Genomic DNA, 24627 nt, shown 5'->3' with positions numbered 1-24627 from the left:
TATCCGGCCTACAGGCCTGGATTTGTAGGCCGGATAAGCGCAGCGCCATCCGGCAAATCAGAGCTTAGTAGCTGCTGGCGCTCTTACCGTCGCCGTGACCCAGCGCTTTCAGCAGGCTTGCCAGCAGGCTGGATGCGCCAAAGCGGTAGTGACGAGAATCAGCCCAGTCAGCGCCAAACAGTTCGTCTGCAATCGCGAGGAATTTCTGCGCGTCTTCCGCCGTACGTACGCCGCCCGCCGGTTTGAAGCCAACGGTTTTGGAAACGCCCATGTCGCGGATCACTTCCATCATGATGCGCGCGCTTTCCGGCGTAGCGTTTACCGGCACTTTACCGGTAGAGGTTTTGATGAAATCCGCACCGGCTTTGATGGAGATTTCAGAGGCTTTACGAATCAGCGCCTCTTCTTTCAGCTCGCCGGTTTCGATGATCACTTTCAGCAATACGTTCGCTGCGGCACAAGCGTCTTTACAGGCTTTTACCAGGTCAAAACCCACCTGCTCGTTACCGGCGATCAACGCGCGGTACGGGAATACCACGTCCACTTCGTCAGCGCCGTAGGCGATCGCCGCACGGGTTTCCGCCAGCGCAATATCGATGTCATCATTGCCATGCGGGAAGTTAGTCACCGTTGCAATGCGGATGTCCGGCGTACCTTGTTCTTTCAGAGTCTTACGCGCAATCGGGATAAAACGCGGGTAAATACAAATCGCCGCCGTATTCCCGACCGGGGTTTTTGCCTGATGACACAACGCGATCACTTTTTCATTGGTGTCGTCATCGTTCAGAGTGGTCAGATCCATCAGTTTGAGCGCACGCAGGCTGCTTGCTTTTAAATCAGTCATGACATTCTCCAACGGCATTGCCGTATAAAATTTCACCTTGCGAGTCTGTTAATATTCTAACATTCACTCGCGATTACACTTCGATATACATCACAGTTAATGAAAACTACGTACAAATTTGCATTACTGTAATGAGATCTGAATCAAATTATCCCGCCGTCACCGTCTGTTCTTCGAGCGATAAGCGCATCAGGATCAAAGTCGGTTTGCCGCCATTTTCTACAATAGCGCATCGTCCCGGCATAAAGAGGAAACGAAGATGCCTGCCTCATGCGAAACTGCGCTCCAGCAGCGTTGCCAGCAAATTGTGACCAGCCCGGTGCTCACGCCTGAACAAAAACGCCATTTTCTGGCGCTGGAAGCTGAAAACGCCCTGCCTTATCCCACCCTGCCGGAAGATGCCCGCCAGGCGCTGGATGAAGGCGTCATTTGCGATATGTTTGAGGGGCACGCCCCCTTCAAACCGCGCTACGTGTTGCCCGATTACGCCCGATTTCTGGCTAACGGTTCACAGTGGCTGGAACTGGAAGGCGCGAAAGATCTGGATGATGCGTTATCCCTACTCACCATTCTGTATCATCACGTTCCTTCCGTGACGTCCATGCCGGTTTATCTCGGCCAGCTTGATGCGTTGCTGCAACCGTATGTTAGAATTCTAACACAAGATGCGATCGATATTCGAATAAAACGTTTCTGGCGTTATCTCGACAGAACGCTGCCAGACGCCTTTATGCATGCCAATATTGGCCCTGCCGATACGCCTGTCACACGAGCAATTTTGCGCGCTGATGCCGAGCTAAAGCAGGTGGCGCCTAACCTGACGTTTATCTACGATGCGGAAATTACGCCGGACGATCTGCTGCTGGAGGTCGCCAAAAACATTTGCGAATGCAGTAAGCCACACATTTCCAACGGCCCTGTAAATGATAAAATTTTCACAAAAGGCCATTATGGCATCGTCAGTTGTTATAACTCGCTACCGCTTGGCGGCGGCGGCAGTACGCTGGTACGTCTCAACCTGAAAGCCGTGGCAGAACGCAGTACGTCTGTCGATGACTTCTTTTCACGTACGCTACCGCACTACTGCCGACAGCAGATCGCCATCATTAATTCACGATGTGAATTCCTCTATGAAAAGTCACATTTCTTTGAGAATAGCTTTCTTGTACAGGAAGGTTTGATCGATCCCGAACGTTTTGCGCCGATGTTCGGTATGTACGGGCTGGCGGAAGCCGTGAATCTGCTGTGCGAAAACGCGGGCCTGAACGCCCGTTACGGCAAGAATGAAACGGCGAACGAGCTGGGCTACCGTATCAGCGCCCAACTGGCGGATTTCGTCGAAAATACGCCAGTGAAGTATGGCTGGAAGCAACGGGCGCTGCTCCATGCCCAGTCTGGCATCAGTTCCGATATTGGCACTACGCCGGGCGCACGTCTGCCGTATGGCGATGAACCGGACCCTATCACCCATTTGCAAACCGTCGCGCCGCACCATGCCTTTTATCATGCCGGGATCAGCGACATTCTGACGCTGGACGAAACCATCAAGCGTAATCCGCAGGCGCTGGTTCAGCTTTGTCTTGGCGCGTTCAAAGCCGGGATGCGGGAATTTACCGCCAATGTCAGCGGCAACGATCTGGTGCGCGTCACCGGTTATATGGTGCGCCTGTCGGATCTGGCGAAATTTCGCGCCGAAGGCTCGCGCACGAATACCACCTGGCTGGGAGAAGAAGCCGCACGTAATACCCGCATCCTGGAACGACAGCCACGCGTAGTCAGCCATGAACAACAGATGCGCTTTAGTCAGTAAGATCATTGCGTTTTCCTGCGTCGATGGGCCAGGCAGCCGCCTGGCATTATTCTTACAGGGCTGCAATTTGCGCTGCAAGAATTGCCATAACCCGTGGACGATGGGACGCTGTAACGACTGCGGGGAATGCGTATCGCAGTGTCCGCACCACGCCCTCAGCGTTGATGGCGGGAAAGTGGTATGGCGGTCGGACGTCTGCGAGCAGTGCGATACCTGCCTGAAAATGTGCCCACAGCAGGCAACGCCAATGGCGCAGACCATGAGCGTTGACGATGTGCTGCGTCATATTCGTAAAGCATCGCTGTTTATTGAAGGTATTACCGTCAGCGGCGGAGAGGCGACCACGCAATTACCGTTTATTGTGGCGCTATTTACAGCGATCAAAGCCGATCCGCAGTTACAACGACTGACCTGCCTGGTGGACAGTAATGGTCAGTTAAGCGAGACCGGCTGGCAGAAACTACTGCCGGTTTGCGACGGCGTAATGCTCGATCTGAAAGCCTGGAAGAGCGAGTGTCATCACCGTCTGACCGGACGTGATAACACTCATATTAAGCACAGTATCCGCTTTCTTGCTGCGCAGGGAAAACTGGCGGAGCTGCGGTTACTGGTTATCCCGGGTCAGGTGGACTATGCGGCGCATATCGATTCACTGGCGGCGTTTATTACTTCGCTGGGCGAGGTTCCGGTGCGTTTGAATGCCTTTCATGCGCACGGCGTCTATGGCGAAGCGAAAGCCTGGCCAGGCGCGACGCCGCAAGAGGTGGAACGGCTGGCAGACGGATTGCGCGCGCGTGGGGTGGCGAAGCTGATTTTGCCGGCGCTATATTTGTAACCGTCGCCTGCCGGACGGCGGCTGCGATGCCATCAGAGCCGAAATAAGGTAATGGTATTGCGATACAGCGTATCGGCTATCACCTCTGCGGGCTCCGAACGTAATTCGCAGAGCGCATCAAATACGCGCGCCGCCTGCTCCGGGCGGTTCGGCTGCCCCTGAAACCCCTTTAGCGGCATATCCGGCGCATCGGTCTCCAGCAACAGCGCGTCCAGCGGCAACCGCGCCATAACATCACGGGTTTTACTGGCGCGCGGGTAGGTGATGGTGCCGCCGACGCCGATTTTATAGCCCAGTCGCACAAAGCGTTCGGCCTGTTGCAGACTGCCGGCAAAACCATGCACCACGCCGGTTCGCGGCAGCTCCTGGCGCTTTAAGTGCATCGCCAGTTTGTCATGCGTGCGCCGCGAGTGCAGGATCACCGGCAGATCGTAGCGTTTTGCCAGTTGCAGCTGCGCGTCTAAAAATCGCTCTTGCCTGGAGAACTGCGGATCGTCGCGATAAAGATCGAGACCGATCTCGCCTACCGCCACGACGTTCTGTTGTTGCGCCAGCGCCTGTTGTAGCTTATCAGAATCGTCATCGGCATGACGCTCAATCACAATGGGGTGCAATCCCAGCGCAGCATAAAGCGACGGGAAACGCGCCGCCAGCGCCAGCACGCGGGGAAAGTGAGCCGCCTCGGTCGCCGGCACGATGATTTTTTCAACGCCCGCCTCACAGGCACGCTGAATACTGGCGCGCTCATCGCCCGTAAAGGGCGGGAAATCAAAATGGCAATGCGTATCGATAAAGCGCCAGCTCACGCCAGATCCTCGTCGGTAAATGTGGTGTCGTTTGCCTGCGGCGCGCTAATGACCTCCGCCACATGCGTATCATTGGCCACCGGCGCCGGAGGCACGACCACCGTTTCCGGCACGGCAATCCGCGACGTATGGCGCAAGAGAGGCGGCGTTGCGGCGAGCAATTTACCAACGGTGGCAAGGAAATAACGCCCGCATAATTGCCCGGTTTTGTAATCCTCACGCAGCGCCGGGATACGGCTGCCCAGCGCCATGCTGTGCAGCGGTTTCGGCGGATAAATTTCAATGATCCGCAGCTTACCCGGCGGCTTTTCAATAAATTGTTGGATCGCGCTGTAGGACGTTTCATGATGCTGCACCAGGTTGACCAACGGCTGTAGACTGCTCTCCCCCAGCCAGCGCTCCATACGCTTAAACCACTGCGGCGTGTAATACATTTGCGAGGGTACGGTGCGGATCACCACAATGGTTTTCGCCCCCCGCTTTGCCGCCTCCTGAACCGGAATGGCGTCGCTAATGCCACCGTCCAGATAGTTGATGCCCTCTAACGTAACGCCGGTACGGTAGAAACCCGGTATAGCGCTGGAGGCGCGAATGATATCAAGCCAGTTTTGTTTTGTCGGCGAGAAATAGCCCGGCGTGTAATCATCCCCCCGGCAAGCGCACATATAAAAGGATTTTCCGCTGTCGAACAGGCGCGCTGCGGTATCCATCTGCAGCGGCATCCGGGCGGCAGTGGATTCTACCAGCCAGTCGAGGTCGATAAGGTTTCCTCCGCGTACAAATCGCAGCGGATCAAAAAATTCGCGCCTGGTGGTATAGCGCATAATGACTTTACGCCCGTAGCCGGGCTGGTTGCAGAGATACGCCGAGAGATTTTGCGCACCGGCTGATGTGCCGAAGTAGAGATGGAAAGGATTAAACTGCGCACGCATAAACTCATCCAGCACGCCTGCGGTAAAGATACCCCGCTGCCCCCCGCCCTCACAGACCAGCGCCATACGGCCTGGCCGGAACGGTGTTAATGATAACGGCGCAATATTGCCGAGCGTAACCGGTATTCGCTGGCCCACCTCTGCCTTCCTGTTTTTCATTTTTTTCCAGGCTGACAAGGTAACGCAAAACGTTAACGGCTAAAACCGTAAAAGCCAGTCCGCTGGACTGGCTTGATAGCAATATATCTTTACAGCTGCCTGCTAGGGTCGTTTACGGCCCATGAACAGGCTGACCAGGAAGAGCACGATCCCGACGACGAAGACGATTTTCGCCGCGCCGGCAGCCGTACCAGCCAGTCCACCAAAACCCAATGCGGCGGCAATTAACGCGATAACCAGAAATATAATGCCCCAACGAAACATAAGCCTCTCCTTTACCATAGTTAATGTCGACCGCTAAATATGAGCGCTCAGGCTACTCATTCGCGATATTTTTAGTGTGGTGCACATTACGCCTCCCGACAAACGTCGGGAGGACGAATTACGACGAATTACTGAACTTTCAGATCGTTTTTAACACTTTTTACGCCATCAACGGCTTTCGCGATGCTTTCAGCGCGGTCGCTTTGTTCCTGAGTTTCAACGGTACCGGAGAGCTGTACGACGCCATCGGTCGTTTCCACTTTCACTTTACGGGAAGGGACGAGATCGTCCGCCAGCAACTTGGCTTTGACTTCACTGGTCGTGGCCGTATCGCCGGCATAACCTTTCACGGAACCTTCTTTATTGTCGCGAACGTGAAGTTTGTCGCTAACGGAGGTCACGCCTTCTACGCCTTTCGCCACTTTCACGGCGGCTTCAGCCTGCGCCTGGCTTTCTACAAAGCCGCTCAGGGTGACGACTTTCTGATTGGTTTCGACAGAAATATCGGTGCTTTTAATATTGTCATGGTCTACCAGCGCAGCTTTGACTTTCGCAGTGATAGCGCTGTCATCCATGAAGTTACCGACTTTATTCATAGAGCTATCGACTTTTTGCCCTGCGGTTTCGGTTCCGCTTTGCGCCTTGTCCGTTGTTGCGTTTTCTGCAAAGGCAGAACCTGTCGCAACAGCAGAGGTCAACATTACGGCCAGCAGAGTTTTAGAAATCTTCAGTCTTGTCATAGTCATCGATTTTGTCCTGTATAGTTTGCTCGTAATTTGAGCTCAGGCAACACGAGGTTGCATTGCTGAATGCGGTGAAACTCACCGGTTTCTGAAGTCAATGACTGGCATCACATTCGTGAATTTGTAACGACGCGTCGCCTGCCACCCTTCCGTTTCAGTTATTAATATCGTGACTGAAACAAATCTCAGCTTTAAGCTCTAATATTCACGCATTGAACAGGCATTAAAGCCGACATTTATGTCATCACTTTGTTAAATATAGATCACAATTTTAAAATCGCTTGTCGGTGCGTATAAAAAACAGGCAGATCGGAGAAAAAACGCGGGATTTAAGAACATTCCGTAAGCGGTTAAAAAGGCAGGGAAAGTACGAAGGCGCGGCGGATGCCGCGCCCGGAAAGGGATCAGTGTTCGCGCGTTTTACGGAACTGAACGTCAGGGTAACGTTCCTGGGTCAGGTTCAGGTTAACCATCGTGGGGGCGATATAGGTGAGATTGTCGCCGCCATCCAGCGCCAGCTGCGTTTCATTCTTACGCTTAAACTCTTCGAATTTCTTCGCATCGGCGCTTTCCACCCAGCGCGCCGTCGCCACGTTGACGGATTCATAAATCGCCTCAACGTTGTATTCGCTTTTCAGGCGCGCGACAACAACGTCAAACTGCAAAACGCCCACGGCGCCGACAATCAGATCGTTGTTGGAGATGGGACGGAATACCTGCACCGCCCCCTCTTCAGAAAGCTGCACCAGCCCTTTCAGTAGCTGCTTCTGCTTGAGCGGATCTTTCAGGCGAATACGACGGAACAGTTCCGGCGCAAAGTTCGGGATACCGGTAAACTTCATCATCTCGCCCTGGGTGAAGGTATCGCCGATCTGAATGGTGCCGTGGTTATGCAGACCCAAAATATCGCCCGGGTACGCTTCTTCAACGTGCGAACGATCGCCCGCCATAAATGTTAACGCGTCGGAAATCACCACATCTTTGCCGGTACGGACCTGGCGTAGCTTCATGCCCTTCTCATACTTACCGGAAACCACGCGCATAAACGCCACGCGGTCGCGGTGTTTCGGGTCCATATTGGCCTGAATTTTAAAGACAAAACCGGTGAATTTCTCTTCCGAGGCTTCCACTGTGCGGGTATCGGTTTGACGCGGCATCGGCGCGGGCGCCCACGCCACTAAACCATCCAGCATATGGTCAACGCCAAAGTTACCCAGCGCGGTACCGAAAAATACCGGGGTAATTTCCCCTGCCAGGAACAGCTCTTCATCAAACTCGTTAGACGCGCCCTGCACCAGTTCCAGCTCGTCGCGCAGTTGCTGCGCCAGGTCTTCACCGACGGCGGCGTCCAGATCCGGGTTATTCAGCCCTTTAACGATGCGCACTTCCTGAATGGTGTGGCCCTTACCGGTCTGATACAGATAAGTTTCATCTTTATAAAGGTGATAAACGCCCTTAAACAGCTTGCCGCAGCCAATCGGCCAGGTGATCGGCGCGCAGCCGATTTTCAGCTCATTTTCCACTTCATCCAGCAGCTCCATCGGGTCGCGGATATCACGGTCGAGTTTGTTCATAAAGGTCAGGATTGGCGTATCACGCAGACGGGTAACTTCCATCAGCTTACGAGTCCTGTCCTCAACGCCTTTTGCGGCGTCGATCACCATCAGACAGCAGTCCACCGCCGTCAGGGTACGGTAGGTATCTTCGGAGAAGTCTTCGTGCCCCGGGGTGTCCAGCAGGTTCACCAGACAGTCGTGATACGGGAACTGCATCACCGAGGTGGTGATAGAGATACCACGCTGTTTTTCCATCTCCATCCAGTCAGATTTTGCATGTTGGCTGGAGCCACGGCCTTTTACCGTACCGGCGGTCTGAATCGCCTGTCCGAACAGCAACACTTTTTCGGTAATGGTGGTTTTACCGGCGTCCGGGTGAGAAATAATGGCAAAAGTGCGGCGTTTGGCCACCTCTTGCAAATAAGGAGACAACGTCATAGTCAAATCTTCTTGAGTAAGCGCGGCGTTTAACCACGCATGTTGAATACGAAAAATGCGGCTATTTTACCCATCAACCTGGGGGAGGCAATCAGTGTTTACACAGGAGCTGCTCCAGTTCGCTTAATGACGCCACAGTCCAGGTTGGATGAATACCCGCGGGCTGCTCGCGATGATGCGCGTTAAGCCAGCAGGTCGACAGTCCGGCGTTAATGCCGCCAAGAATATCGGATTCCGCGGTATCGCCAACCATTAATACGCGCGAGCGGTCAGGGTTCCCCGCCTGCTCCAGGGCGTAGTTAAAGATTTTCGGATCGGGCTTCGCGACGCCAACCTGCTCGGAAATCACCAGCAGATCGAAATACTCGCGCAGCCCGGTGCGCTCCAGACGAGTTTGTTGTAGCGCGGTAAAACCGTTAGTAATAATACCGATTTTAGCCTGCCCGCGAATCGCATTAAGTAGCGAAACGGCGCCCGGCAAAGGAGAACAGATCTCCGCCATCGCACTAATAAAAGCGTCATTCAGCAGCCCCGGCGCAACGTTTAGCCGTTCAGCCCAACTTTGAAAGCGCGCGTGCTGCAATTGTAATGAAGTAATCGCGCCGTTCTGATAATCCACCCATAGCGGCTTATTCACGGCCTGGTAATCCTGGAAATCCTCAGCGGTAAAGGTGACGCTATAGTCAAGGAACATCCGCTGTAAGCCGGTGAAAGAATCAAACGTAAACAGCGTTTCATCGGCATCAAAGAAAATCCAGTCCCACTTCATCATTACACCTTGCCTCTTTTATTACATGCTTATCGGTAACGCCATGATGATGGCGTCCTCATGCCCTTGTGCCGTGGGATAGTAATTGCGGCGAATCGTCGCCTCGTTAAACCCCAGACTTTCATACAGCGCGATGGCGGCAGCGTTAGAGGCGCGTACCTCCAGCCATAGCGTTACAACCCCACGTTTTTCCAGTTCATCAATCAGATGCTCAAGCAACATACGCCCCAGCCCCCGACGCTGAAAATCCGGATCGACGGCAATATTGAACAGCGTCGCTTCGTCCAGCACCACCTGTGTAATGGCAAACGCGGCCATTCTGTCATCAGCGGTCAGCTTAAGGTTGAGATACCGTTCGCCCTGGTTGCCGAAAAACGTTTTTTCGCTCCACGGAAACGCATGAGCGCGTTGCTCAATCTGCCAGGCTGCGGGGAGATCGGTCGTGCTGAGGATAGAAATCGTGTTCATGTTCGCAGATTTGTTGCCATAGTGCGGCGCGTGCCGCCGGGTTTGCCCGGAGTTCATTAAACGCCGGCGTCGTGACCTGAGCGCCTTCGAGTTGGAGCGGCGCGTCAGTTCCTAACCGCCAGCTATTACAACGGCTGCCCTGCGGCAGCATGGCGACGCGCTCAGGCGCCAGGGGTAAAACCTGATCGGGACTCACGGTCAACGCGCGTAAAATATCGCGCATTAGCGGCTCGTTCAGCGCGGGTAATTCCTCTGCAACCACGATCAGACGAACGTGCGCGGGAAGGGAAATCGCAATCTCGCCCTGTAGCGCGCCAGGACGTCGCAGCGCCCACTGCGTAATACCCAGTTGCTGTAACTGCCAGTCTCGTCGGGATGTCATAGCGAAACGCTCCTGTAATCAGGGGCGCAAATATAGCAAATCTGTCGAATCTCCGCCATCAAACTACTATAATCGCCGCCAGTCTGAATTAAGGAGCATTCCATGTCTGCTTTTACCCCGGCAAGTGAAGTCTTGCTGCGCCACAGTGATGATTTCGAACAAAGCCGTATTCTTTTTGCCGGAGATTTGCAGGATGACCTGCCCGCGCGCTTTGAATGCGCCGCCAGCCGCGCGTATACGCAACAGTTTCACCACTGGCAGGCGTTAAGCCGCCAGATGGGCGATAACGTCCGTTTTAGCCTGGTCGCGCAAGCCAGCGATGTCGCTGACTGCGATACGCTGATTTACTACTGGCCGAAAAATAAACCCGAAGCGCAGTTCCAGTTGATGAATATTTTGTCGCTAATGCCGGTGGGCAGCGATGTTTTCGTCGTGGGAGAAAACCGTAGCGGCGTGCGTAGCGCCGAACCGATGCTGGCGGACTATGCGCCGCTGAACAAAGTAGATAGCGCGCGACGTTGCGGCCTTTACCATGGCCGTCTGGAAAAGCAGCCGCAGTTTAGTCTCGAATCCTGGTGGGCCGAGTACAACATCGACGGGCTGACCATCAAAACATTGCCGGGCGTATTCAGCCGCGACGGACTGGATGTCGGTAGCCAACTGCTGCTGTCTACGCTGACGCCGCACACCAAAGGTAAAGTGCTGGATGTCGGCTGCGGCGCTGGCGTGCTTTCCGCCGCGCTGGCCAGCCATTCGCCGAAAGTGCGCCTGACGCTGTGTGACGTCAGCGCGCCGGCGGTGGAAGCCAGTCGCGCCACGCTTGCCGCTAATGGTTTTGAAGGCGAGGTATTCGCCAGCAACGTCTTTTCGGAAGTCAAAGGACGTTTTGACATGATCATCTCCAACCCGCCGTTCCACGACGGAATGCAAACCAGCCTCGATGCGGCGCAAACGCTCATTCGCGGCGCAGTGCGCCATCTGAACAGCGGCGGAGAGTTACGCATCGTGGCGAACGCCTTTCTGCCCTATCCTAAGATTCTGGATGAGACTTTTGGCTTCCATGAAGTCATCGCGCAAACCGGGCGCTTTAAGGTTTATCGTACCGTGATGACCCGTCAGGCGAAGAAATAGTTGGCCTGATAAGCGCAGCGCCATCTGGTTGCATGTGCCGGATGGCGACGCCAGGCGTCTTATCCAACCTACGTCTCGCGCCCATTTTTGCAGCAATCAATCTGTCCCATGCAATTAACTATTGACGAATAGCTGAAAACCACTAGAATGCGCCTCCGTGGTAGTGATTCTTTTCAAGAATTGATGGTATGCGAAGGTGGCGGAATTGGTAGACGCGCTAGCTTCAGGTGTTAGTGTCCTTACGGACGTGGGGGTTCAAGTCCCCCCCCTCGCACCAAAACCACGTTGATATTGCTCGCACTGGGCGAAGGTGGCGGAATTGGTAGACGCGCTAGCTTCAGGTGTTAGTGTTCTTACGGACGTGGGGGTTCAAGTCCCCCCCCTCGCACCAACGAGGCGATATCAAAAAGTAAGATAACTGTGCGAAGGTGGCGGAATTGGTAGACGCGCTAGCTTCAGGTGTTAGTGTCCTTACGGACGTGGGGGTTCAAGTCCCCCCCCTCGCACCAATTATCTTATCCTTCCTTTGTCCCTTCATTTTCATCCCTGATTCCAGTTCATCATTGCCAACATCATGCCGCCAATAAGCGCTATACACGATGGCAGCAGTACAAAATGCCGTAATTGTTTGTGATACAACATCAGCGCAGACAGTAGCAATCCTGATACAATCAACAGCTTCAGCGCATAAGCTGACAGGCCGATAAACGCCAGTCCAACGATAATCACTCCAGGCAATAACACGCCCCATCCGCTGCCTAACGTCCGCTGCAACATGGTTTTACCTCTGGAATTGATAATGATAACTAATATCATATGATATATTTTATCATTTGTCAGCCAGGGAGAAAGCTAAAGAGATGAGTTTTACTTAACGGTTGATGACACGTATTCAGTAAGGTGATAAATTGTCCGACTGTTAACGTAAAAACAACAACACCTCGCTTTAGGCGACCTTTTCTCATACGTTATTTTCATGTTGGCGCCCGATTCCGTGTATATCACCGATAAATAACGACAATTACCCATGACAACACCATCCTGGCGGTCGCTTCGTATTAAGAAGTATCAGTTTTCTTTACGTCTTTTCTTGTTTCTCAACGCCGTGTCGGCGCTATTTACTCTCGTTTTCCCCCTTTATCAGATCAATGTATTTTGCACGCCAATGATCGGGATAGTGGTCCTGAGCGTATTACTGTTGATATGGCATGGGAAATATGGGCAAAAAAGAATTAATCTCCCCTTTATCTCCCTACTCTTTGGGGGAATATGGGCGGCGCATATTGCGCTAAAGTATCCGGCGTTAGGCCATTATGATTTCTCTTTTTTATTGATTTCCCTGCTTAGCGTTCTGTTTATCGGCTCGATAGCCTTTGCCGCGAATATCGTCGCGTTTACGCTCTATTCGCTACCGCCAGTCGCGGTCTGCCTGTGGCTAAACGGTAATGAACAAGGTTTGCGAATTCTCTATTTGCTGGCCCTGCCAATGGTGGGAATCACTATTCAACATGTTATCCAGAAACGCTACGATAACTTTGCCCAACAGCTCATGTTTAAGCTGCTGGCCGAGCGGGAAACTCTCAATGGCCTGAGTATGCTTGATCCATTAACCGGCTTATATAACCGCCGTGGCCTGCAAAATCGGCTGGATACGTTACAGGCGCCGGGCAGCCATGAACACTACGTCCTGCTATTGGATATCGATCATTTCAAAGCGTATAACGATCACTACGGTCATATGATGGGCGATCAGGCGTTAATCCGCGTCTCAGCGGCAATTCGGGACGCCGTGCGATCGCGCGATGTCGTCTGCCGTTTTGGCGGGGAAGAATTTCTGGTGTTGCTGACCACCGCCGAACCACAGCAAGCCCGCGCTACCGCAGAACGTATCCGACAGGAAGTATACGATCTTAAAATCCCGCATATGTTTAACGAAAGCGTCGCCACCAATGTCACTGTCAGTATCGGCATTGCGCCCCTGACGGATCGCAATATCGGAGACGCTATCGAAAAAGCGGATAAAGCGCTCTACGAAGCCAAGCATCTTGGACGTAACCATATTCTGGTCAGCGACGACATGCGCGCCCTATGAATCCTGCTGACGTAATCGTGCTACGCCAACAGCGTTAACCATAAACCGCTTGCCATCGTTTATCGCTATCGATAGGATTAGCAATCATTATCATTTAGATTAACATCATTAAACTGCGCTATGGCCTACCGTTCCGCACCGATTGCTGACGATATTATCTGGCGAGCTGCTCCCCAGCCGGAAGACGCCTCGCTGGCGGACGCAGTACGCGAGACGATCGCCTCTACCCGTGAGCACCTGTTGGACTTCATCCGGCTGGATGAAACACCGCCGCCAACGGCAATGACTCTTGCCCAGTGGACGCGCCCCGCGACGTTTCGTTCATTGCTGGCCGCCTATTCCGATCACATCTATCGGCACACGCCAGGCCTGCCACGTGAAAATAAACCGTTACTCTCCCTGTGGGCGCAATGGTATATCGGGCTGATGGCGCCGCCGCTGATGCTGGCATTACTGACGCAAGCGCGCGCTATCAATGTCTCGGCAGAACATATTCACGTTGAATTTCATGAAACCGGGCGCGCCGCGTGTTTCTGGCTTGATGTGCATCAGGATAACCTGGCAACGGGGCGTTCCCCGGAAGAACGAATGGAAACGCTGATAGTCTCCGCACTACAGCCGGTCATTCAGGCGCTGGAGGCGACTGGCGACATCAACGCGAAACTTATCTGGAGCAATACCGGTTATTTAATCAACTGGTATCTGACTGAGATGAAACCGCTGCTTGGCGAAGCCCTGCTGGCAACGCTACGCCAGCGCTGTTTTTTTGAAAAGCAGCTATCCGACGGTCAGGATAACCCGCTGTGGCGGACCGTCGTAATGCGCGACGGTCTTCTGGTACGCAGAACCTGCTGCCAACGTTACCGCTTACCTGACGTACAGCAGTGCGGCGACTGCACGCTAAAGTAAACTTGCCTTCAGTTATCGTCACGGCTTACTGCTGCTGGCCTGTCACATTATTATATTTACAGCGGCGCTCTCCGTATGCCAAATTACGTTTTGCCATTTTTGGGTCTACCGTGGCTATTGGTAAGGTCTCAGGAGAGAAGAATGAGTCTGCAATCTGTACGGCAATTTCTGGCCGATCATGCTCCCGATATTGAAATTATCGAATTAAATCAAAGTACAGCGACTGTCGAGCTGGCAGCCAAAGCGCACAACGTAGAGCCAGGGCAGATAGCTAAAACGCTCTCGCTTAAAGTAAAAGACACCATTATCCTGGTGGTCGCGAAAGGCGATGCCCGCCTGGATAATAAGAAGCTTAAAACCACTTTCGGCGCAAAAGCCTGTATGTTGAGCAGCGATGAAGTGGTCAATGCAACCGGACATCCTGTCGGCGGCGTATGTCCCTTTGGGCTGGAGCACCCGCTGCCCGTTTATTGCGACATCTCTCTGAAGGGGTATAACGAAGTATTGCCTGCCGCAGGCGCCACGCACAGCGCGGTACGCATCACGCCGGAAAGAATGGCTGAACTGACATCGGCGACCTGGGTAGACGTGTGCCAATAACGCGCCTGACACCCGGATTCCCCGAACAAGCACGGCGCATCCGGCGCGGGCTATACCCGATGCTGGAGCGCGGTACCATCTCCGGCGCGCAGATATAACAGAATATCCGCAGCATCGAGTAACCCGGCATCAGAACTCACGCCCAGCTTGGACATCACATTAAACTTATGCGCCCGGATAGTCTTAATGTTACGTTCTAACTGGACGGCAATTTGCGGCATTGAGTAGCCGTTCGACATGAAACGCAGAATCTCCCGCTCGGTTGGACTAAGCATACAATTCTGGTGAAGTTCCCAAAGATTGTCTGTACGCTCCGTTGTCCGCCGGGCGCTATTAAGCGATGTAAATAAGGCATCCTGTAAAACATCCAACGGCGACGCTTTGCTGATGACCCCATCCAGCGGCAGCGGGGATAACGCGCTGATTAAGCGGGCTTCAGCATCATCATCGGCAATCACCAGACGCCGCATATGGGGATAATTTATCGCCAGTTCCGTCAGGCTGGATAATCCTGTCCGGCGTTCAGTTCTTAACGCAGAAAGAGAAAAAATAACGGCAGAAAACGGCGTCTTTAGCGCAGACTTATAAAACGCGGATGGTTTTGAAAAAATATGAAGCGTATGTCGGCAATCCGGCATTGCATCAAATAGCCCTTTAATACCAATGGTGCTCATCACGCATTTTTCTACGAGCGCAACATTTCTCTTGCTGATTCTGTTTTCCATTCCATGGTTTCTCCATATACCGAAGGTAGGTTCAATTCTCTGGCTCCCTGAGAACTGTTTATCCATGCATACATCTCTGCATTACTGTGTATTGATAAGCGTCGCATGGCGCTATTTTTTTGGGCGCTAATTGTTTTATTACTTTTTTTAAGTAACGCCGCAATTTGGTTAATGCCCCACCCTTTTCCTAAAAGGCGTAATACTTTTCGTTCAGACAGCGTAAGGACAATCGGCCTGTCGTGGGACTGCTGAATTTCAGACGGTACCTGAGGCGATAATAATGTTTTGCTTATTCTTTCTGAGCGAGCGTTTCCCGCATGGATAACGCTAATAAGATTCTCGATTGGCTCTTCGTCTGAAAGCAAGGTGCTGACGGGGCCCATCAGGAGATCAACTGCATGTGGATAGCAGGATTTAGGAACCAGAAATATCCAATGTATGTCGCGATATTGCGAGATTAAGCTATAAAAATATTCGCAGATAGCGCGGGAAGAGGCATTGTTAACTGCTAAATCAGCAATAACTAAATTACTCCGGCGTAGCTGTAGCAGCGTTAGCTCTTCTATCGTACGGCAATACGCCAGTTTATAATCGGGGAAATTACCTGTTATAGCCCCTTTAAGACCTTCCTGTATAAGAGGGGTTTTACTGATAATAAGTCCATTTTTGCAGCATCCTGGCAGCATAATTCCTCCGCACCCACGCCGCCCCCTTTCATTGCCCCATTAATAAAAACACTATTAACAATGATCGCAAAGAAATATAGGCCGAGTGGATTAATTATCCTTGTTTTATTTTTAAATATCTAACATTGATTGCGCTACAATCCACATAGCACAAAAACATGAAATCACTATCGCATAGTTACTCATAAAACCAGAAGCAAGACAATTAAATTAACTAAATTTGCACATTAGCAATTCTAACGAAAACGCATCATATTAATAAATTTAAAATATGAGTTCGCCCTTCATTCATATTGCTGAGTCCTAAAACAAAAGCCCAACAATACTGTCTACCATCCATAAAACCCATGTAATATCTGCGAATTACACTAAGTCATGCCTATTTTTACGCCCGCTGCTCACGCCATTGTGGTTAAACCATTAATGCATATCGTTGATAAAATTCACCACATCATTGATTCAAAAATGAGCGGCCAGGCTGGCATAATGCCTCTATTCTGGAAACGGACATACGAGAACCGTCGCCCATAAGGATATCCTGCCTGTGACGAAGCGCACGTCTCAGGAAGCTTATGCGTTGCGTCTGGTGGTTGACGTTTTTATCAACAAGAAATTGATCTTAACCAACGCCATCATGCCTGCGCTTCGTGTTAAAAAGAAAGCCTCTGTCATAGTGGCGGCGCATAGAATGTCTTTTCGGACAGGACGAGTCATGCAAGAAGAGCAATCAATTCAACGAGCAGTAACACGGTTATGTATTCAATGCGGGCTGCTTTTATTGCAGCACGGGGCGGAAAGCGCACTGGTTGATGAGCTTTCCACCCGCCTCGGTTTGGCGCTCGGTATGGATAGCGTCGAAAGCGCGATCTCCTCTAACGCCATTGTCCTGACGACCATTAAAGACGGACAATGTCTGACATCGACACGTAAAAACCAGGATCGCGGCATTAATATGCACGTCGTCACGGAGGTTCAGCATATCGTTATCCTCGCGGAACATCGTCTGCTGGATTACAAAGGCGTGGAAAAACGCTTTAGCCAGCTCCGCCCGCTGCGTTATCCGCGCTGGCTGGTGGCGTTTATGGTCGGTCTTTCCTGCTCCTGCTTTTGTAAGCTGAATAATGGCGGCTGGGATGGCGCGGTTATCACCTTTTTCGCCAGTATGATAGCCATGTATATTCGCCAGATGCTGGCGCAGCGGCATTTACATCCGCAGATCAATTTTTGCATTACCGCCTTTGTCGCTACCACGATTTCCGGGCTGATGCTCACCCTTCCCGCCTTTAGCCAGACGCCCACTATCGCCATGGCGGCGAGCGTACTGCTACTGGTGCCGGGCTTTCCGCTGATTAATTCCGTCGCAGATATGTTTAAAGGACATATTAATACCGGGCTGGCGCGCTGGGCTATCGCCAGCCTGTTGACACTGGCCACCTGTGTGGGCGTAGTGATGTCAATGACAGTATGGGGGCTACGAGGATGGGTATAATCGACTTTTTACTGGCGCTTATGCAGGACATGATCTTGTCTGCGATCCCCGCCGTCGGGTTTGCGATGGTCTTTAATGTTCCCCACCGGGCGCTTCCGTGGTGCGCGCTACTGGGGGCGCTGGGTCATGGCTCGCGTATGCTGATGATGAGCGCTAGTTTTAATATCGAATGGTCGACGTTTATGGCTTCGCTGCTGGTCGGCAGTATTGGTATTCAGTGGTCACGCTGGTATCTCGCTCACCCTAAAGTGTTTACCGTCGCGGCCGTGATCCCGATGTTTCCGGGGATTTCCGCCTATACCGCGATGATTTCCGCAGTAAAAATTAGCCATCTGGGCTATAGCGAACCGATGATGATTACGCTGCTGACCAATTTTCTGAAAGCCTCTTCCATTGTTGGCGCCCTCTCAATTGGCCTCTCTGTACCGGGATTATGGCTGTACCGCAAACGCCCCCGCGTGTGAATGGTGGAACGCCTCCTGCTGTTCTTACAGGTCTGTGTGGTACTATAAAAACAGTCGCCCTTCTCGGTTGTTGTTCCATATTGAGAAACATTATGTCTTCCAGAATTTTAACGTCGGACGTCATCGGTATTGACGCCCTTTTACACGATCATCATGCTGTGCTGGCGAAGTCAACGGGCGGCGCAGTGGCGGTATTCGCTAATAATGCGCCTGCCTTTTATGCCGTGACGCCTGCACGCATGGCTGAACTGCTGGCGCTTGAAGAAAAGTTATCGCGTCCGGGAAGCGATGTGGCGTTAGACGCGCAATTTTACGAAGAGCCCGAAGCCGCCCCCGTTGCGATTCCCTGCGGAAAATTCGCCATGTATCCCGCCTGGCAACCGGATGCGGATTTTCAGCGTCAGGCTGCCCTTTGGGGCGTGGCGCTTCGGGAGCCGGTCACCGCAGAAGAGCTGGCGGCGTTTATCGCCTACTGGCAGGCGGAAGGTAAGGTTTTTCACCATATCCAGTGGCAGCAAAAGCTGGCGCGCAGCGTGCAAATCAGCCGTTCCAGCAATGGCGGAATGCCGCAGCGCGACATCAATAGCGTCAGCGAACCTGACAATCATATTCCACCAGGTTTTAGGGGGTAACGATGAAAAATGTTGGCGACCTGATGCAGCGTCTACAAAAAATGATGCCTGCGCATATTACGCCGGCGTTTAAAACGGGCGAAGAACTGCTGGCCTGGCAGAAAGAGCAAGGCGAGATCCGGGCGGCGGCGCTGGCGCGGGAAAATCGGGCGATGAAAATGCAGCGCACCTTTAACCGTTCCGGCATTCGACCGCTGCATCAAAACTGTTCGTTTGATAACTATCGGGTTGAGTGCGACGGACAAATGAACGCGTTAAGCAAAGCCCGACAATACGTTGATGAGTTTGACGGCAATATCGCCAGCTTTGTCTTTTCCGGCAAGCCGGGAACCGGTAAAAATCATCTCGCCGCGGCTATTTGTAACGAGCTGCTGCTGCGCGGAAAGTCAGTACTGATTATCACCGTAGCGGATATTATGTCAGCGATGAAAGACACGTTCAGCAATCGGGAAACCAGCGAAGAGCAGTTGCTTAACGATCTGAGTAACGTTGATCTGTTGGTGATCGACGAGATCGGCGTGCAGACCGAATCCCGCTATGAAAAAGTGATCATCAATCAAATTGTCGATCGTCGTTCCTCGTCAAAACGTCCCACCGGCATGTTGACGAACAGCAATATGGAAGAGATGACGAAAATGCTTGGCGAACGCGTCATGGACCGTATGCGTCTCGGCAACAGTTTATGGGTTAATTTTACCTGGGACAGTTACCGCAGCCGGGTGACAGGTAAAGAGTATTAAATTGCAACGTGCGCCAGGGCGATACGACGCCTGGCTGGCATAACACAGGTGATTACCATGAATACAGCGAAACATGTTCTGTGCTGCGCGGCGATCGCCAGCGTACTGATTTCCACCAGCGGTATTGCCGCCAGTCAGTTAAGCGCTCAGGGCGCGAACGCACAGCAGGGCGGGATGTCGCTTTCTGCGCTAACCGGTCTGCTCAGCAGAGGTGCCCAGTCACTCAGCGCCGATAATATGAATAATGCCGCCGGTATTTTGCAGTACTGCGCCAAACAGAAACTGGCGTCCGCTACCAACGTGGAAAACGTTAAAAATCAGATTCTGAACAAGTTGGGGTTGGATACCACACAGCAGGAGCAGGACACTAACTACCTGAACGGCCTGCAAGGGTTGCTCAAGACGAAGGACGGCCAGCAGTTGAACCTCAATAATATCGGCAGTACGCCGCTGGCGGAAAAGGTGAAAACCAAAGCTTGCGATCTGGTGTTGCAGCAAGGGCTGAATTTCCTCTCCTGACTGCGTTTTTCTGACCGTGCGCCACGCTGGAACGCCCTGATAAAAGCCGTGTTTTGGCCCTTTACCCGCCAACACGGTATTAACCCGATTTTTCTCTTCGTCTTTTCCTGTTATTAACCGCTATGGCAGGAAGTGATGCCGATCAAAAAACCAACTTTCTAAACTCATTCTAAATAACAGCGCCGTGTAAAGTTATTAGAATTGCAGCAATGTGACATCGCTATTACATTGTTAGAAATTTTTTCCTGCCAGCGATAAGCCTGGTTTATTGAGGATCGTCAGTTGTCCGAGTTGCTTTCTGTCGCTCTGTTTCTCGCCTCTGTGCTGATATATGCCTGGAAGGCGGGCCGTAACACCTGGTGGTTTGCCGCCACTCTCACGGTGCTGGGACTTTTTGTCATTCTGAATATTACCCTGTATGCCAGCGACTATTTTACCGGCGACGGGATCAACGACGCAGTGCTTTATACGCTCACGAATAGTCTGACGGGAGCGGGAGTCGGCAAATATATTCTGCCGGGAATCGGCATTGCCCTGGCGTTAGTGGCGGTATTCGGCGCGCTGGGATGGATACTACGCCGCCGCCGTCACCATCCTCATCATGTCGGTTACAGCCTGCTGGCGTTACTGCTGGCGTTGGGTTCGGTCGACGCCAGCCCGGCGTTTCGCCAGATTACCGAACTGGTAAAATCACAAATGCGCGATGGCGATCCGGATTTTGCCGTTTATTATAAAGAACCAGCAAAAACCATTCCTAATCCGAAGCTCAATCTGGTCTATATCTACGGCGAGAGCCTGGAACGGACCTATTTTGATAATGACGCGTTCCCCAATCTCACGCCAGAGTTAGGCGCGCTGAAAAATGAGGGGCTGGATTTCAGCCATACCATGCAACTGCCGGGAACGGATTACACCATCGCCGGGATGGTGGCTTCCCAGTGCGGTATTCCGCTGTTTGCGCCGTTTGAGGGCAATGCGTCCGCGTCGGTTTCCAGCTTCTTCCCGCAGAATATCTGCCTCGGCGATATTCTGAAAAACTCCGGCTACCAGAACTATTTCGTGCAGGGCGCTAACCTGCGTTTTGCCGGGAAAGACGTGTTCCTGAAATCACACGGATTTGATCATCTGTACGGCGCTGAAGAGCTAAAAACGGTGGTGGCGGACCCGTCTTATCGTAACGACTGGGGCTTCTACGACGATACGGTGCTTGATGAGGCATGGAAGAAATTTGAAGCGCTTTCCCGCTCAGGCCAGCGTTTTTCGCTGTTTACGCTGACCGTAGATACTCACCACCCGGACGGGTTTATCTCACGCACCTGCAACCGCAAACGCTACGATTACGACGGCAAGCCCAACCAGTCCTTTAGCGCCGTAAGTTGCAGCCAGGAAAACATCGCCGAGTTTATCAACAAAATCAAAGCGTCACCGTGGTTTAAAGATACCGTTATCGTCGTCTCTTCCGACCATCTGGCGATGAACAATACGGCCTGGAAATACCTGAATAAGCAAGATCGCAACAATCTGTTTTTCATTCTGCGCGGCGATAAACCACAGCAGGAGACGCTGGCGGTCAAACGCAACACGATGGACAACGGCGCAACGGTGCTGGATATTCTCGGCGGCGATAATTTTATCGGTCTGGGACGTAGCAGCCTTTCCGGGCAGTCGCTGTCGGAAGTGTTCCTGAATGTAAAAGAGAAAGTGCTGGCGATGAAGCCGGATATCATTCGCTTGTGGAATTTCCCGAAAGAGATAAAAGATTTTACCGTCGATCGGGACAAAAACATGATCGCGTTTTCCGGCAGCCACTTCCGCCTGCCGTTACTACTGCGCGTATCGGATAAGCGCGTCGAGCCGTTACCGGAAAGTGAATACTCCGCTCCGCTACGGTTCCAGTTGGCCGACTTCGCCCCGCGCGATAATTTCGTTTGGATCGATCGCTGCTACAAAATGGCGCAGCTATGGGCGCCGGCGCTGGCGCTTTCTACCGACTGGTGCGTCTCGCAGGGACAGCTTGGCGGGCAGCAAACCGTACAGCATGTTGATAAAGCGCAGTGGCAGGGTAAGACGGCGTTTAAAGACACGATGATCGATATGGAGCGCTACAAAGGCAACGTCGATACCTTAAAGATTGTCGATAACGATATTCGTTATAAAGCCGATAGCTTTATCTTTAATGTGGCGGGCGCGCCGGAGGAGGTGAAGCAGTTTAGCGGCATTTCCCGGCCGGAGTCCTGGGGGCGCTGGTCAAATGCGCAGTTGGGCGATGAGGTTAAAATCGAATATAAAGCGCCGCTGCCGAAAAAGTTTGATCTGGTGATCACCGCCAAAGCCTTCGGCGACAACGCGAATCGGCCGATTCCGGTACGCGTAGGCAACGAAGAACAGACGCTGGTGCTGGGTCACGATGTGTCCACTATCACGCTGCATTTCAACAACCCGACGGACGCGAATACCTTAGTCATTGCGCCGCCCGCTCCCGTCTCCACCAACGAAGGTAATATTTTGGGCCATTCGCCGCGCAAATTGGGGATTGGCATGGTGGAGATCAAAGTGGTGAATGTTGAAAGTTAAAAGAGAATGTCATATATGCCGGGTGGCGGCTGCGCCTTACCCGGCCTACACATCATCTTTATCAATAAACTGGCGCACAGGCCTGATAAGCGAAGCGCCATCAGGCAAAAGTGTGAACATCTCATCCGGCCTACGGTCATCTGTAGGCCGACTGTTCACCACTAAGCCCTTAAAACGTTTCCCAATTATCGCTGCCGTCGGCCACAGCGGCCTTTGGTGACGACACGGCTGCCGGGGTTTTTACCGCAGCCACTTCACTCGCACGCTGCTGTTGCTGGTGAATACGGAACACCGCGACGGCCTGGGTCAGACGGCTGGCTTGCTCTTCCAGCGCCGCAGCCGCGGCGGCGGACTCTTCCACCAGCGAGGCGTTCTGCTGCGTTACGCGATCCATCTCCGCTACCGCCAGGCCCACCTGGTCGATACCACGGCTTTGCTCGTCGGACGCCGAGGCAATCTCGCCCATGATATCGGTCACGCGGGTCACTGCATTGACGATCTCATCCATGGTTTCACCGGCGCTTTCGACCAGCGTCGAACCTACATCAACACGGCTCACGGAATCCTCAATCAGACTCTTGATCTCCCGCGCTGCCTGTGCGCTCCGCTGGGCCAGATTACGGACTTCACCGGCCACCACTGCGAACCCGCGTCCCTGCTCGCCTGCGCGCGCCGCTTCTACCGCCGCATTCAGCGCCAGAATATTGGTCTGGAAAGCAATACCGTCGATTACGCTGATAATATCGGCGATTTTCTGCGAACTGGAGGCGATATCGCGCATTGTTTGTACGACGTTATCCACCACTTTGCCGCCTTTTTGCGCTGTTTCAGAGGCGCTCAATGCCAGGTGACTGGCCTGACGGGCGTTTTCGGCGTTCTGTTTCACGGTGGCGGTCAGTTGTTCCATACTGGCGGCGGTCTCTTCCAGAGAAGCTGCCTGCTGCTCAGTACGGGAAGAGAGATCGTTGTTGCCCATCGCAATCTCGCTGGCGCCGCTATAGATCGCATTCGCGCCGTTACGTACATCGCCAACGGTACGCATCAGTTCACTTTGCATATGACGCAGGTTTTCAGCCAACTGCCCCATTTCGTTGGAGCCTTCCACGTCGATACGCTTCACCAGATCGCCGCTGGCGATATGACGAATGCTTTCAATCAGACGATTCATCGGGGCGATAAGCGACAGTTTGATGCCGAACCAGACGGCGATAATGACCACCAGAACGGCAATCAGCACACTGACCAGTACCCACATCGCCTGGTTGTAGGAACTGTTGTTATCCTCAACAGCAATATCGTACAGACGATCGTTTTGCTGCATATAGGCCATGTACTGCTTCTCAAAAGCGTCCTGATAGCTTTGAGTCGGTTGATCAAAAAACTCGTTAATCTTACCCGCGCCAAGAAGCTGAATAAGCTCCGCCAACGCACCGTGGTAGATATCATAGGTTCGTTTGATCTCAAGGAAAGCCGCTTCACTCTGACGTGGATCGCGCGGTAACGACTCATACTGCGCCCAGTTTTTTTCGGTCAGCTTCAGCGTATTGGTCGCCCCCTGCATCAGTTCAGCGACAGTTGCGCCGCTGCCAATATTGCTCTGGTCCATCATCCAGCGGATACCCGCGTGATTCAGGGTATTACGCGTTTGCAACAGCTCCACCCAGGTTGCATTCAGGGCAGACTGCTGCTGACGAATAGTTTGCAATACGGTGAAGTTTTCTTTGTCATTCTTCAGCGAGTTGAAGAACAGCCCGCCGGATGTCAGTTGTAAAAGGCCAAATAGCGCCAATACCAGCAGTAAGCTGGTAACAATTTTAATTCGCTTTAACATGTTTTCTCTTTCCGCTAGACAGATACAGAATTTTCGGCCTGGAAAGGGAAAACTTTATGGGATGCGCGCCATTAATATCACGATTAGCTCAGTTAAGTCGTTATGACGCCCCGCGCAACAAGGATCGTCCCATTTTATATCGTGATCTCAATCACATAAAATAGCCCACGCCCTCCTCCGCGAAACCGCTTACCGGTACGTCCGACCGCTTAAACCGCCATACAACCAC

Annotated in this window: 25 protein-coding genes and 3 tRNA genes; 15 read left to right on the top strand and 13 right to left on the bottom strand. The window is 52.6% G+C overall.

The features are described 5' to 3' along the window. Nucleotides 1–64: 64 nt before the first annotated feature. Nucleotides 65–844 (bottom strand): deoxyribose-phosphate aldolase, encoded by a 780-nt coding sequence (gene deoC, locus EOS97_RS13350; RefSeq protein ID WP_001519713.1) that lies wholly within the window; start codon nucleotides 842–844, stop codon nucleotides 65–67. A 259-nt stretch (nucleotides 845–1103) separates the two neighbouring features. On the opposite strand from deoC, the gene EOS97_RS13345 reads away from it, so the two are divergent. Together EOS97_RS13345 and EOS97_RS13340 are read left to right on the top strand one after the other, a co-directional pair. Next, complete coding sequence (locus tag EOS97_RS13345; protein WP_001111686.1) at nucleotides 1104–2654, top strand: YjjI family glycine radical enzyme; 1551 nt, start codon at nucleotides 1104–1106, stop codon at nucleotides 2652–2654. After that, nucleotides 2626–3489, top strand: a complete 864-nt coding sequence (locus EOS97_RS13340; RefSeq protein ID WP_001064943.1) for a YjjW family glycine radical enzyme activase — start codon at nucleotides 2626–2628, stop codon at nucleotides 3487–3489. Before EOS97_RS13345 ends, EOS97_RS13340 begins: the two co-directional genes overlap by 29 nt. A 32-nt stretch (nucleotides 3490–3521) precedes the next feature. Here EOS97_RS13340 and EOS97_RS13335 read toward each other — a convergent pair whose 3' ends face one another. The 8 genes from EOS97_RS13335 to EOS97_RS13300 form a co-directional block, all read right to left on the bottom strand. Beyond that, nucleotides 3522–4295 carry a metal-dependent hydrolase gene (locus EOS97_RS13335; protein WP_000119017.1) on the bottom strand — a complete coding sequence of 258 codons (774 nt, stop codon included), beginning with the start codon at nucleotides 4293–4295 and terminating at the stop codon, nucleotides 3522–3524. After that, a complete protein-coding gene (locus tag EOS97_RS13330) occupies nucleotides 4292–5365 on the bottom strand; it encodes a patatin family protein (protein WP_000531540.1) in 1074 nt (357 codons plus the stop codon). Before EOS97_RS13330 ends, EOS97_RS13335 begins: the two co-directional genes overlap by 4 nt. A gap of 123 nt (nucleotides 5366–5488) precedes the next feature. Next, nucleotides 5489–5650, bottom strand: a complete 162-nt coding sequence (locus EOS97_RS13325; protein WP_000490276.1) for a DUF1328 domain-containing protein — start codon at nucleotides 5648–5650, stop codon at nucleotides 5489–5491. A 128-nt stretch (nucleotides 5651–5778) separates the two neighbouring features. Beyond that, the gene (osmY, locus tag EOS97_RS13320; RefSeq protein WP_000178963.1) at nucleotides 5779–6396 is read right to left on the bottom strand and encodes a molecular chaperone OsmY; all 618 of its coding nucleotides are present in this window, start codon (nucleotides 6394–6396) and stop codon (nucleotides 5779–5781) included. 401 nt (nucleotides 6397–6797) lie between these two features. Beyond that, the gene (gene prfC / locus EOS97_RS13315) at nucleotides 6798–8387 is read right to left on the bottom strand and encodes a peptide chain release factor 3 (RefSeq protein ID WP_000175965.1); all 1590 of its coding nucleotides are present in this window, start codon (nucleotides 8385–8387) and stop codon (nucleotides 6798–6800) included. 91 nt (nucleotides 8388–8478) lie between these two features. Then, entirely contained in the window at nucleotides 8479–9156 is a 678-nt protein-coding gene (yjjG, locus tag EOS97_RS13310; RefSeq protein WP_000870686.1) for a pyrimidine 5'-nucleotidase, read from the bottom strand. Nucleotides 9157–9177: 21 nt separating this feature from the next. Then, entirely contained in the window at nucleotides 9178–9624 is a 447-nt protein-coding gene (rimI, locus tag EOS97_RS13305; RefSeq protein ID WP_001092435.1) for a ribosomal protein S18-alanine N-acetyltransferase, read from the bottom strand. Beyond that, nucleotides 9569–10006: a DNA polymerase III subunit psi gene (locus EOS97_RS13300; RefSeq protein ID WP_000203996.1), complete on the bottom strand. Its 438-nt coding sequence runs from the start codon at nucleotides 10004–10006 to the stop codon at nucleotides 9569–9571. The genes rimI and EOS97_RS13300 overlap by 56 nt, the downstream gene beginning before the upstream one ends. 102 nt (nucleotides 10007–10108) lie before the next feature. Here EOS97_RS13300 and rsmC point away from each other — a divergent pair, with 102 nt between their 5' ends. The 4 genes from rsmC (at nucleotide 10109) to EOS97_RS13280 (ending at nucleotide 11646) form a co-directional block, all read left to right on the top strand. Further along, the gene (gene rsmC / locus EOS97_RS13295) at nucleotides 10109–11137 is read left to right on the top strand and encodes a 16S rRNA (guanine(1207)-N(2))-methyltransferase RsmC (RefSeq protein ID WP_001272291.1); all 1029 of its coding nucleotides are present in this window, start codon (nucleotides 10109–10111) and stop codon (nucleotides 11135–11137) included. Nucleotides 11138–11327: 190 nt separating this feature from the next. Then, nucleotides 11328–11414 (top strand) — tRNA-Leu (locus EOS97_RS13290). A 27-nt stretch (nucleotides 11415–11441) separates the two neighbouring features. Continuing rightward, a tRNA-Leu gene (locus tag EOS97_RS13285) sits at nucleotides 11442–11528 on the top strand. Nucleotides 11529–11559: 31 nt separating this feature from the next. Next, nucleotides 11560–11646, top strand: a tRNA-Leu gene (locus EOS97_RS13280). A 31-nt stretch (nucleotides 11647–11677) separates the two neighbouring features. Here the strand turns inward: EOS97_RS13280 and EOS97_RS13275 are convergent. After that, nucleotides 11678–11914, bottom strand: coding sequence for a DUF1435 domain-containing protein (locus EOS97_RS13275; RefSeq protein WP_000941878.1), 237 nt, complete (start codon nucleotides 11912–11914; stop codon nucleotides 11678–11680). Between the two features lie 250 nt (nucleotides 11915–12164). Between EOS97_RS13275 and EOS97_RS13270 the strand changes: the two genes are divergently transcribed. The 3 genes from EOS97_RS13270 (at nucleotide 12165) to EOS97_RS13260 (ending at nucleotide 14738) form a co-directional block, all read left to right on the top strand. Beyond that, nucleotides 12165–13229, top strand: a complete 1065-nt coding sequence (locus EOS97_RS13270) for a GGDEF domain-containing protein (RefSeq protein ID WP_000211213.1) — start codon at nucleotides 12165–12167, stop codon at nucleotides 13227–13229. A gap of 120 nt (nucleotides 13230–13349) precedes the next feature. Then, entirely contained in the window at nucleotides 13350–14138 is a 789-nt protein-coding gene (gene fhuF / locus EOS97_RS13265) for a siderophore-iron reductase FhuF (protein WP_000331531.1), read from the top strand. A 141-nt stretch (nucleotides 14139–14279) separates the two neighbouring features. Beyond that, on the top strand, nucleotides 14280–14738 hold the full coding sequence (locus EOS97_RS13260; RefSeq protein ID WP_000058272.1) for a YbaK/EbsC family protein: 459 nt from the start codon (nucleotides 14280–14282) through the stop codon (nucleotides 14736–14738). 50 nt (nucleotides 14739–14788) lie between these two features. Here EOS97_RS13260 and bglJ read toward each other — a convergent pair whose 3' ends face one another. Continuing rightward, nucleotides 14789–15463, bottom strand: coding sequence for a DNA-binding transcriptional activator BglJ (gene bglJ, locus EOS97_RS13255; protein WP_023165793.1), 675 nt, complete (start codon nucleotides 15461–15463; stop codon nucleotides 14789–14791). After that, nucleotides 15424–16149, bottom strand: coding sequence for a response regulator transcription factor (locus EOS97_RS13250; protein WP_000936662.1), 726 nt, complete (start codon nucleotides 16147–16149; stop codon nucleotides 15424–15426). Before EOS97_RS13250 ends, bglJ begins: the two co-directional genes overlap by 40 nt. A gap of 712 nt (nucleotides 16150–16861) precedes the next feature. Between EOS97_RS13250 and EOS97_RS13245 the strand changes: the two genes are divergently transcribed. From EOS97_RS13245 to opgB, 6 genes are all read left to right on the top strand, one after another. Further along, nucleotides 16862–17638: a threonine/serine exporter ThrE family protein gene (locus EOS97_RS13245; RefSeq protein WP_001727653.1), complete on the top strand. Its 777-nt coding sequence runs from the start codon at nucleotides 16862–16864 to the stop codon at nucleotides 17636–17638. Continuing rightward, nucleotides 17629–18102: a threonine/serine exporter gene (locus EOS97_RS13240; RefSeq protein ID WP_000511331.1), complete on the top strand. Its 474-nt coding sequence runs from the start codon at nucleotides 17629–17631 to the stop codon at nucleotides 18100–18102. Before EOS97_RS13245 ends, EOS97_RS13240 begins: the two co-directional genes overlap by 10 nt. 92 nt (nucleotides 18103–18194) lie before the next feature. Next, nucleotides 18195–18734, top strand: a complete 540-nt coding sequence (gene dnaT / locus EOS97_RS13235) for a primosomal protein DnaT (RefSeq protein WP_000098573.1) — start codon at nucleotides 18195–18197, stop codon at nucleotides 18732–18734. Between the two features lie 2 nt (nucleotides 18735–18736). After that, nucleotides 18737–19474 carry a DNA replication protein DnaC gene (dnaC, locus tag EOS97_RS13230; protein WP_000799924.1) on the top strand — a complete coding sequence of 246 codons (738 nt, stop codon included), beginning with the start codon at nucleotides 18737–18739 and terminating at the stop codon, nucleotides 19472–19474. 57 nt (nucleotides 19475–19531) lie between these two features. Continuing rightward, nucleotides 19532–19993, top strand: a complete 462-nt coding sequence (locus EOS97_RS13225; RefSeq protein WP_001090314.1) for a DUF2501 domain-containing protein — start codon at nucleotides 19532–19534, stop codon at nucleotides 19991–19993. A gap of 282 nt (nucleotides 19994–20275) precedes the next feature. Continuing rightward, on the top strand, nucleotides 20276–22567 hold the full coding sequence (gene opgB / locus EOS97_RS13220; RefSeq protein WP_001292710.1) for a phosphatidylglycerol--membrane-oligosaccharide glycerophosphotransferase: 2292 nt from the start codon (nucleotides 20276–20278) through the stop codon (nucleotides 22565–22567). 169 nt (nucleotides 22568–22736) lie between these two features. Here the strand turns inward: opgB and tsr are convergent, their stop codons facing one another. Further along, nucleotides 22737–24398 carry a methyl-accepting chemotaxis protein gene (gene tsr / locus EOS97_RS13215; RefSeq protein ID WP_127836160.1) on the bottom strand — a complete coding sequence of 554 codons (1662 nt, stop codon included), beginning with the start codon at nucleotides 24396–24398 and terminating at the stop codon, nucleotides 22737–22739. Nucleotides 24399–24627: the final 229 nt, after the last annotated feature.

This window comes from Salmonella sp. SSDFZ54 (assembly GCF_004010735.1).
Lineage (GTDB): Bacteria > Pseudomonadota > Gammaproteobacteria > Enterobacterales > Enterobacteriaceae > Salmonella > Salmonella enterica.
Note: the sequence above shows the minus strand (reverse complement) of the source record. Positions and strands in the feature narration are given on the sequence as shown.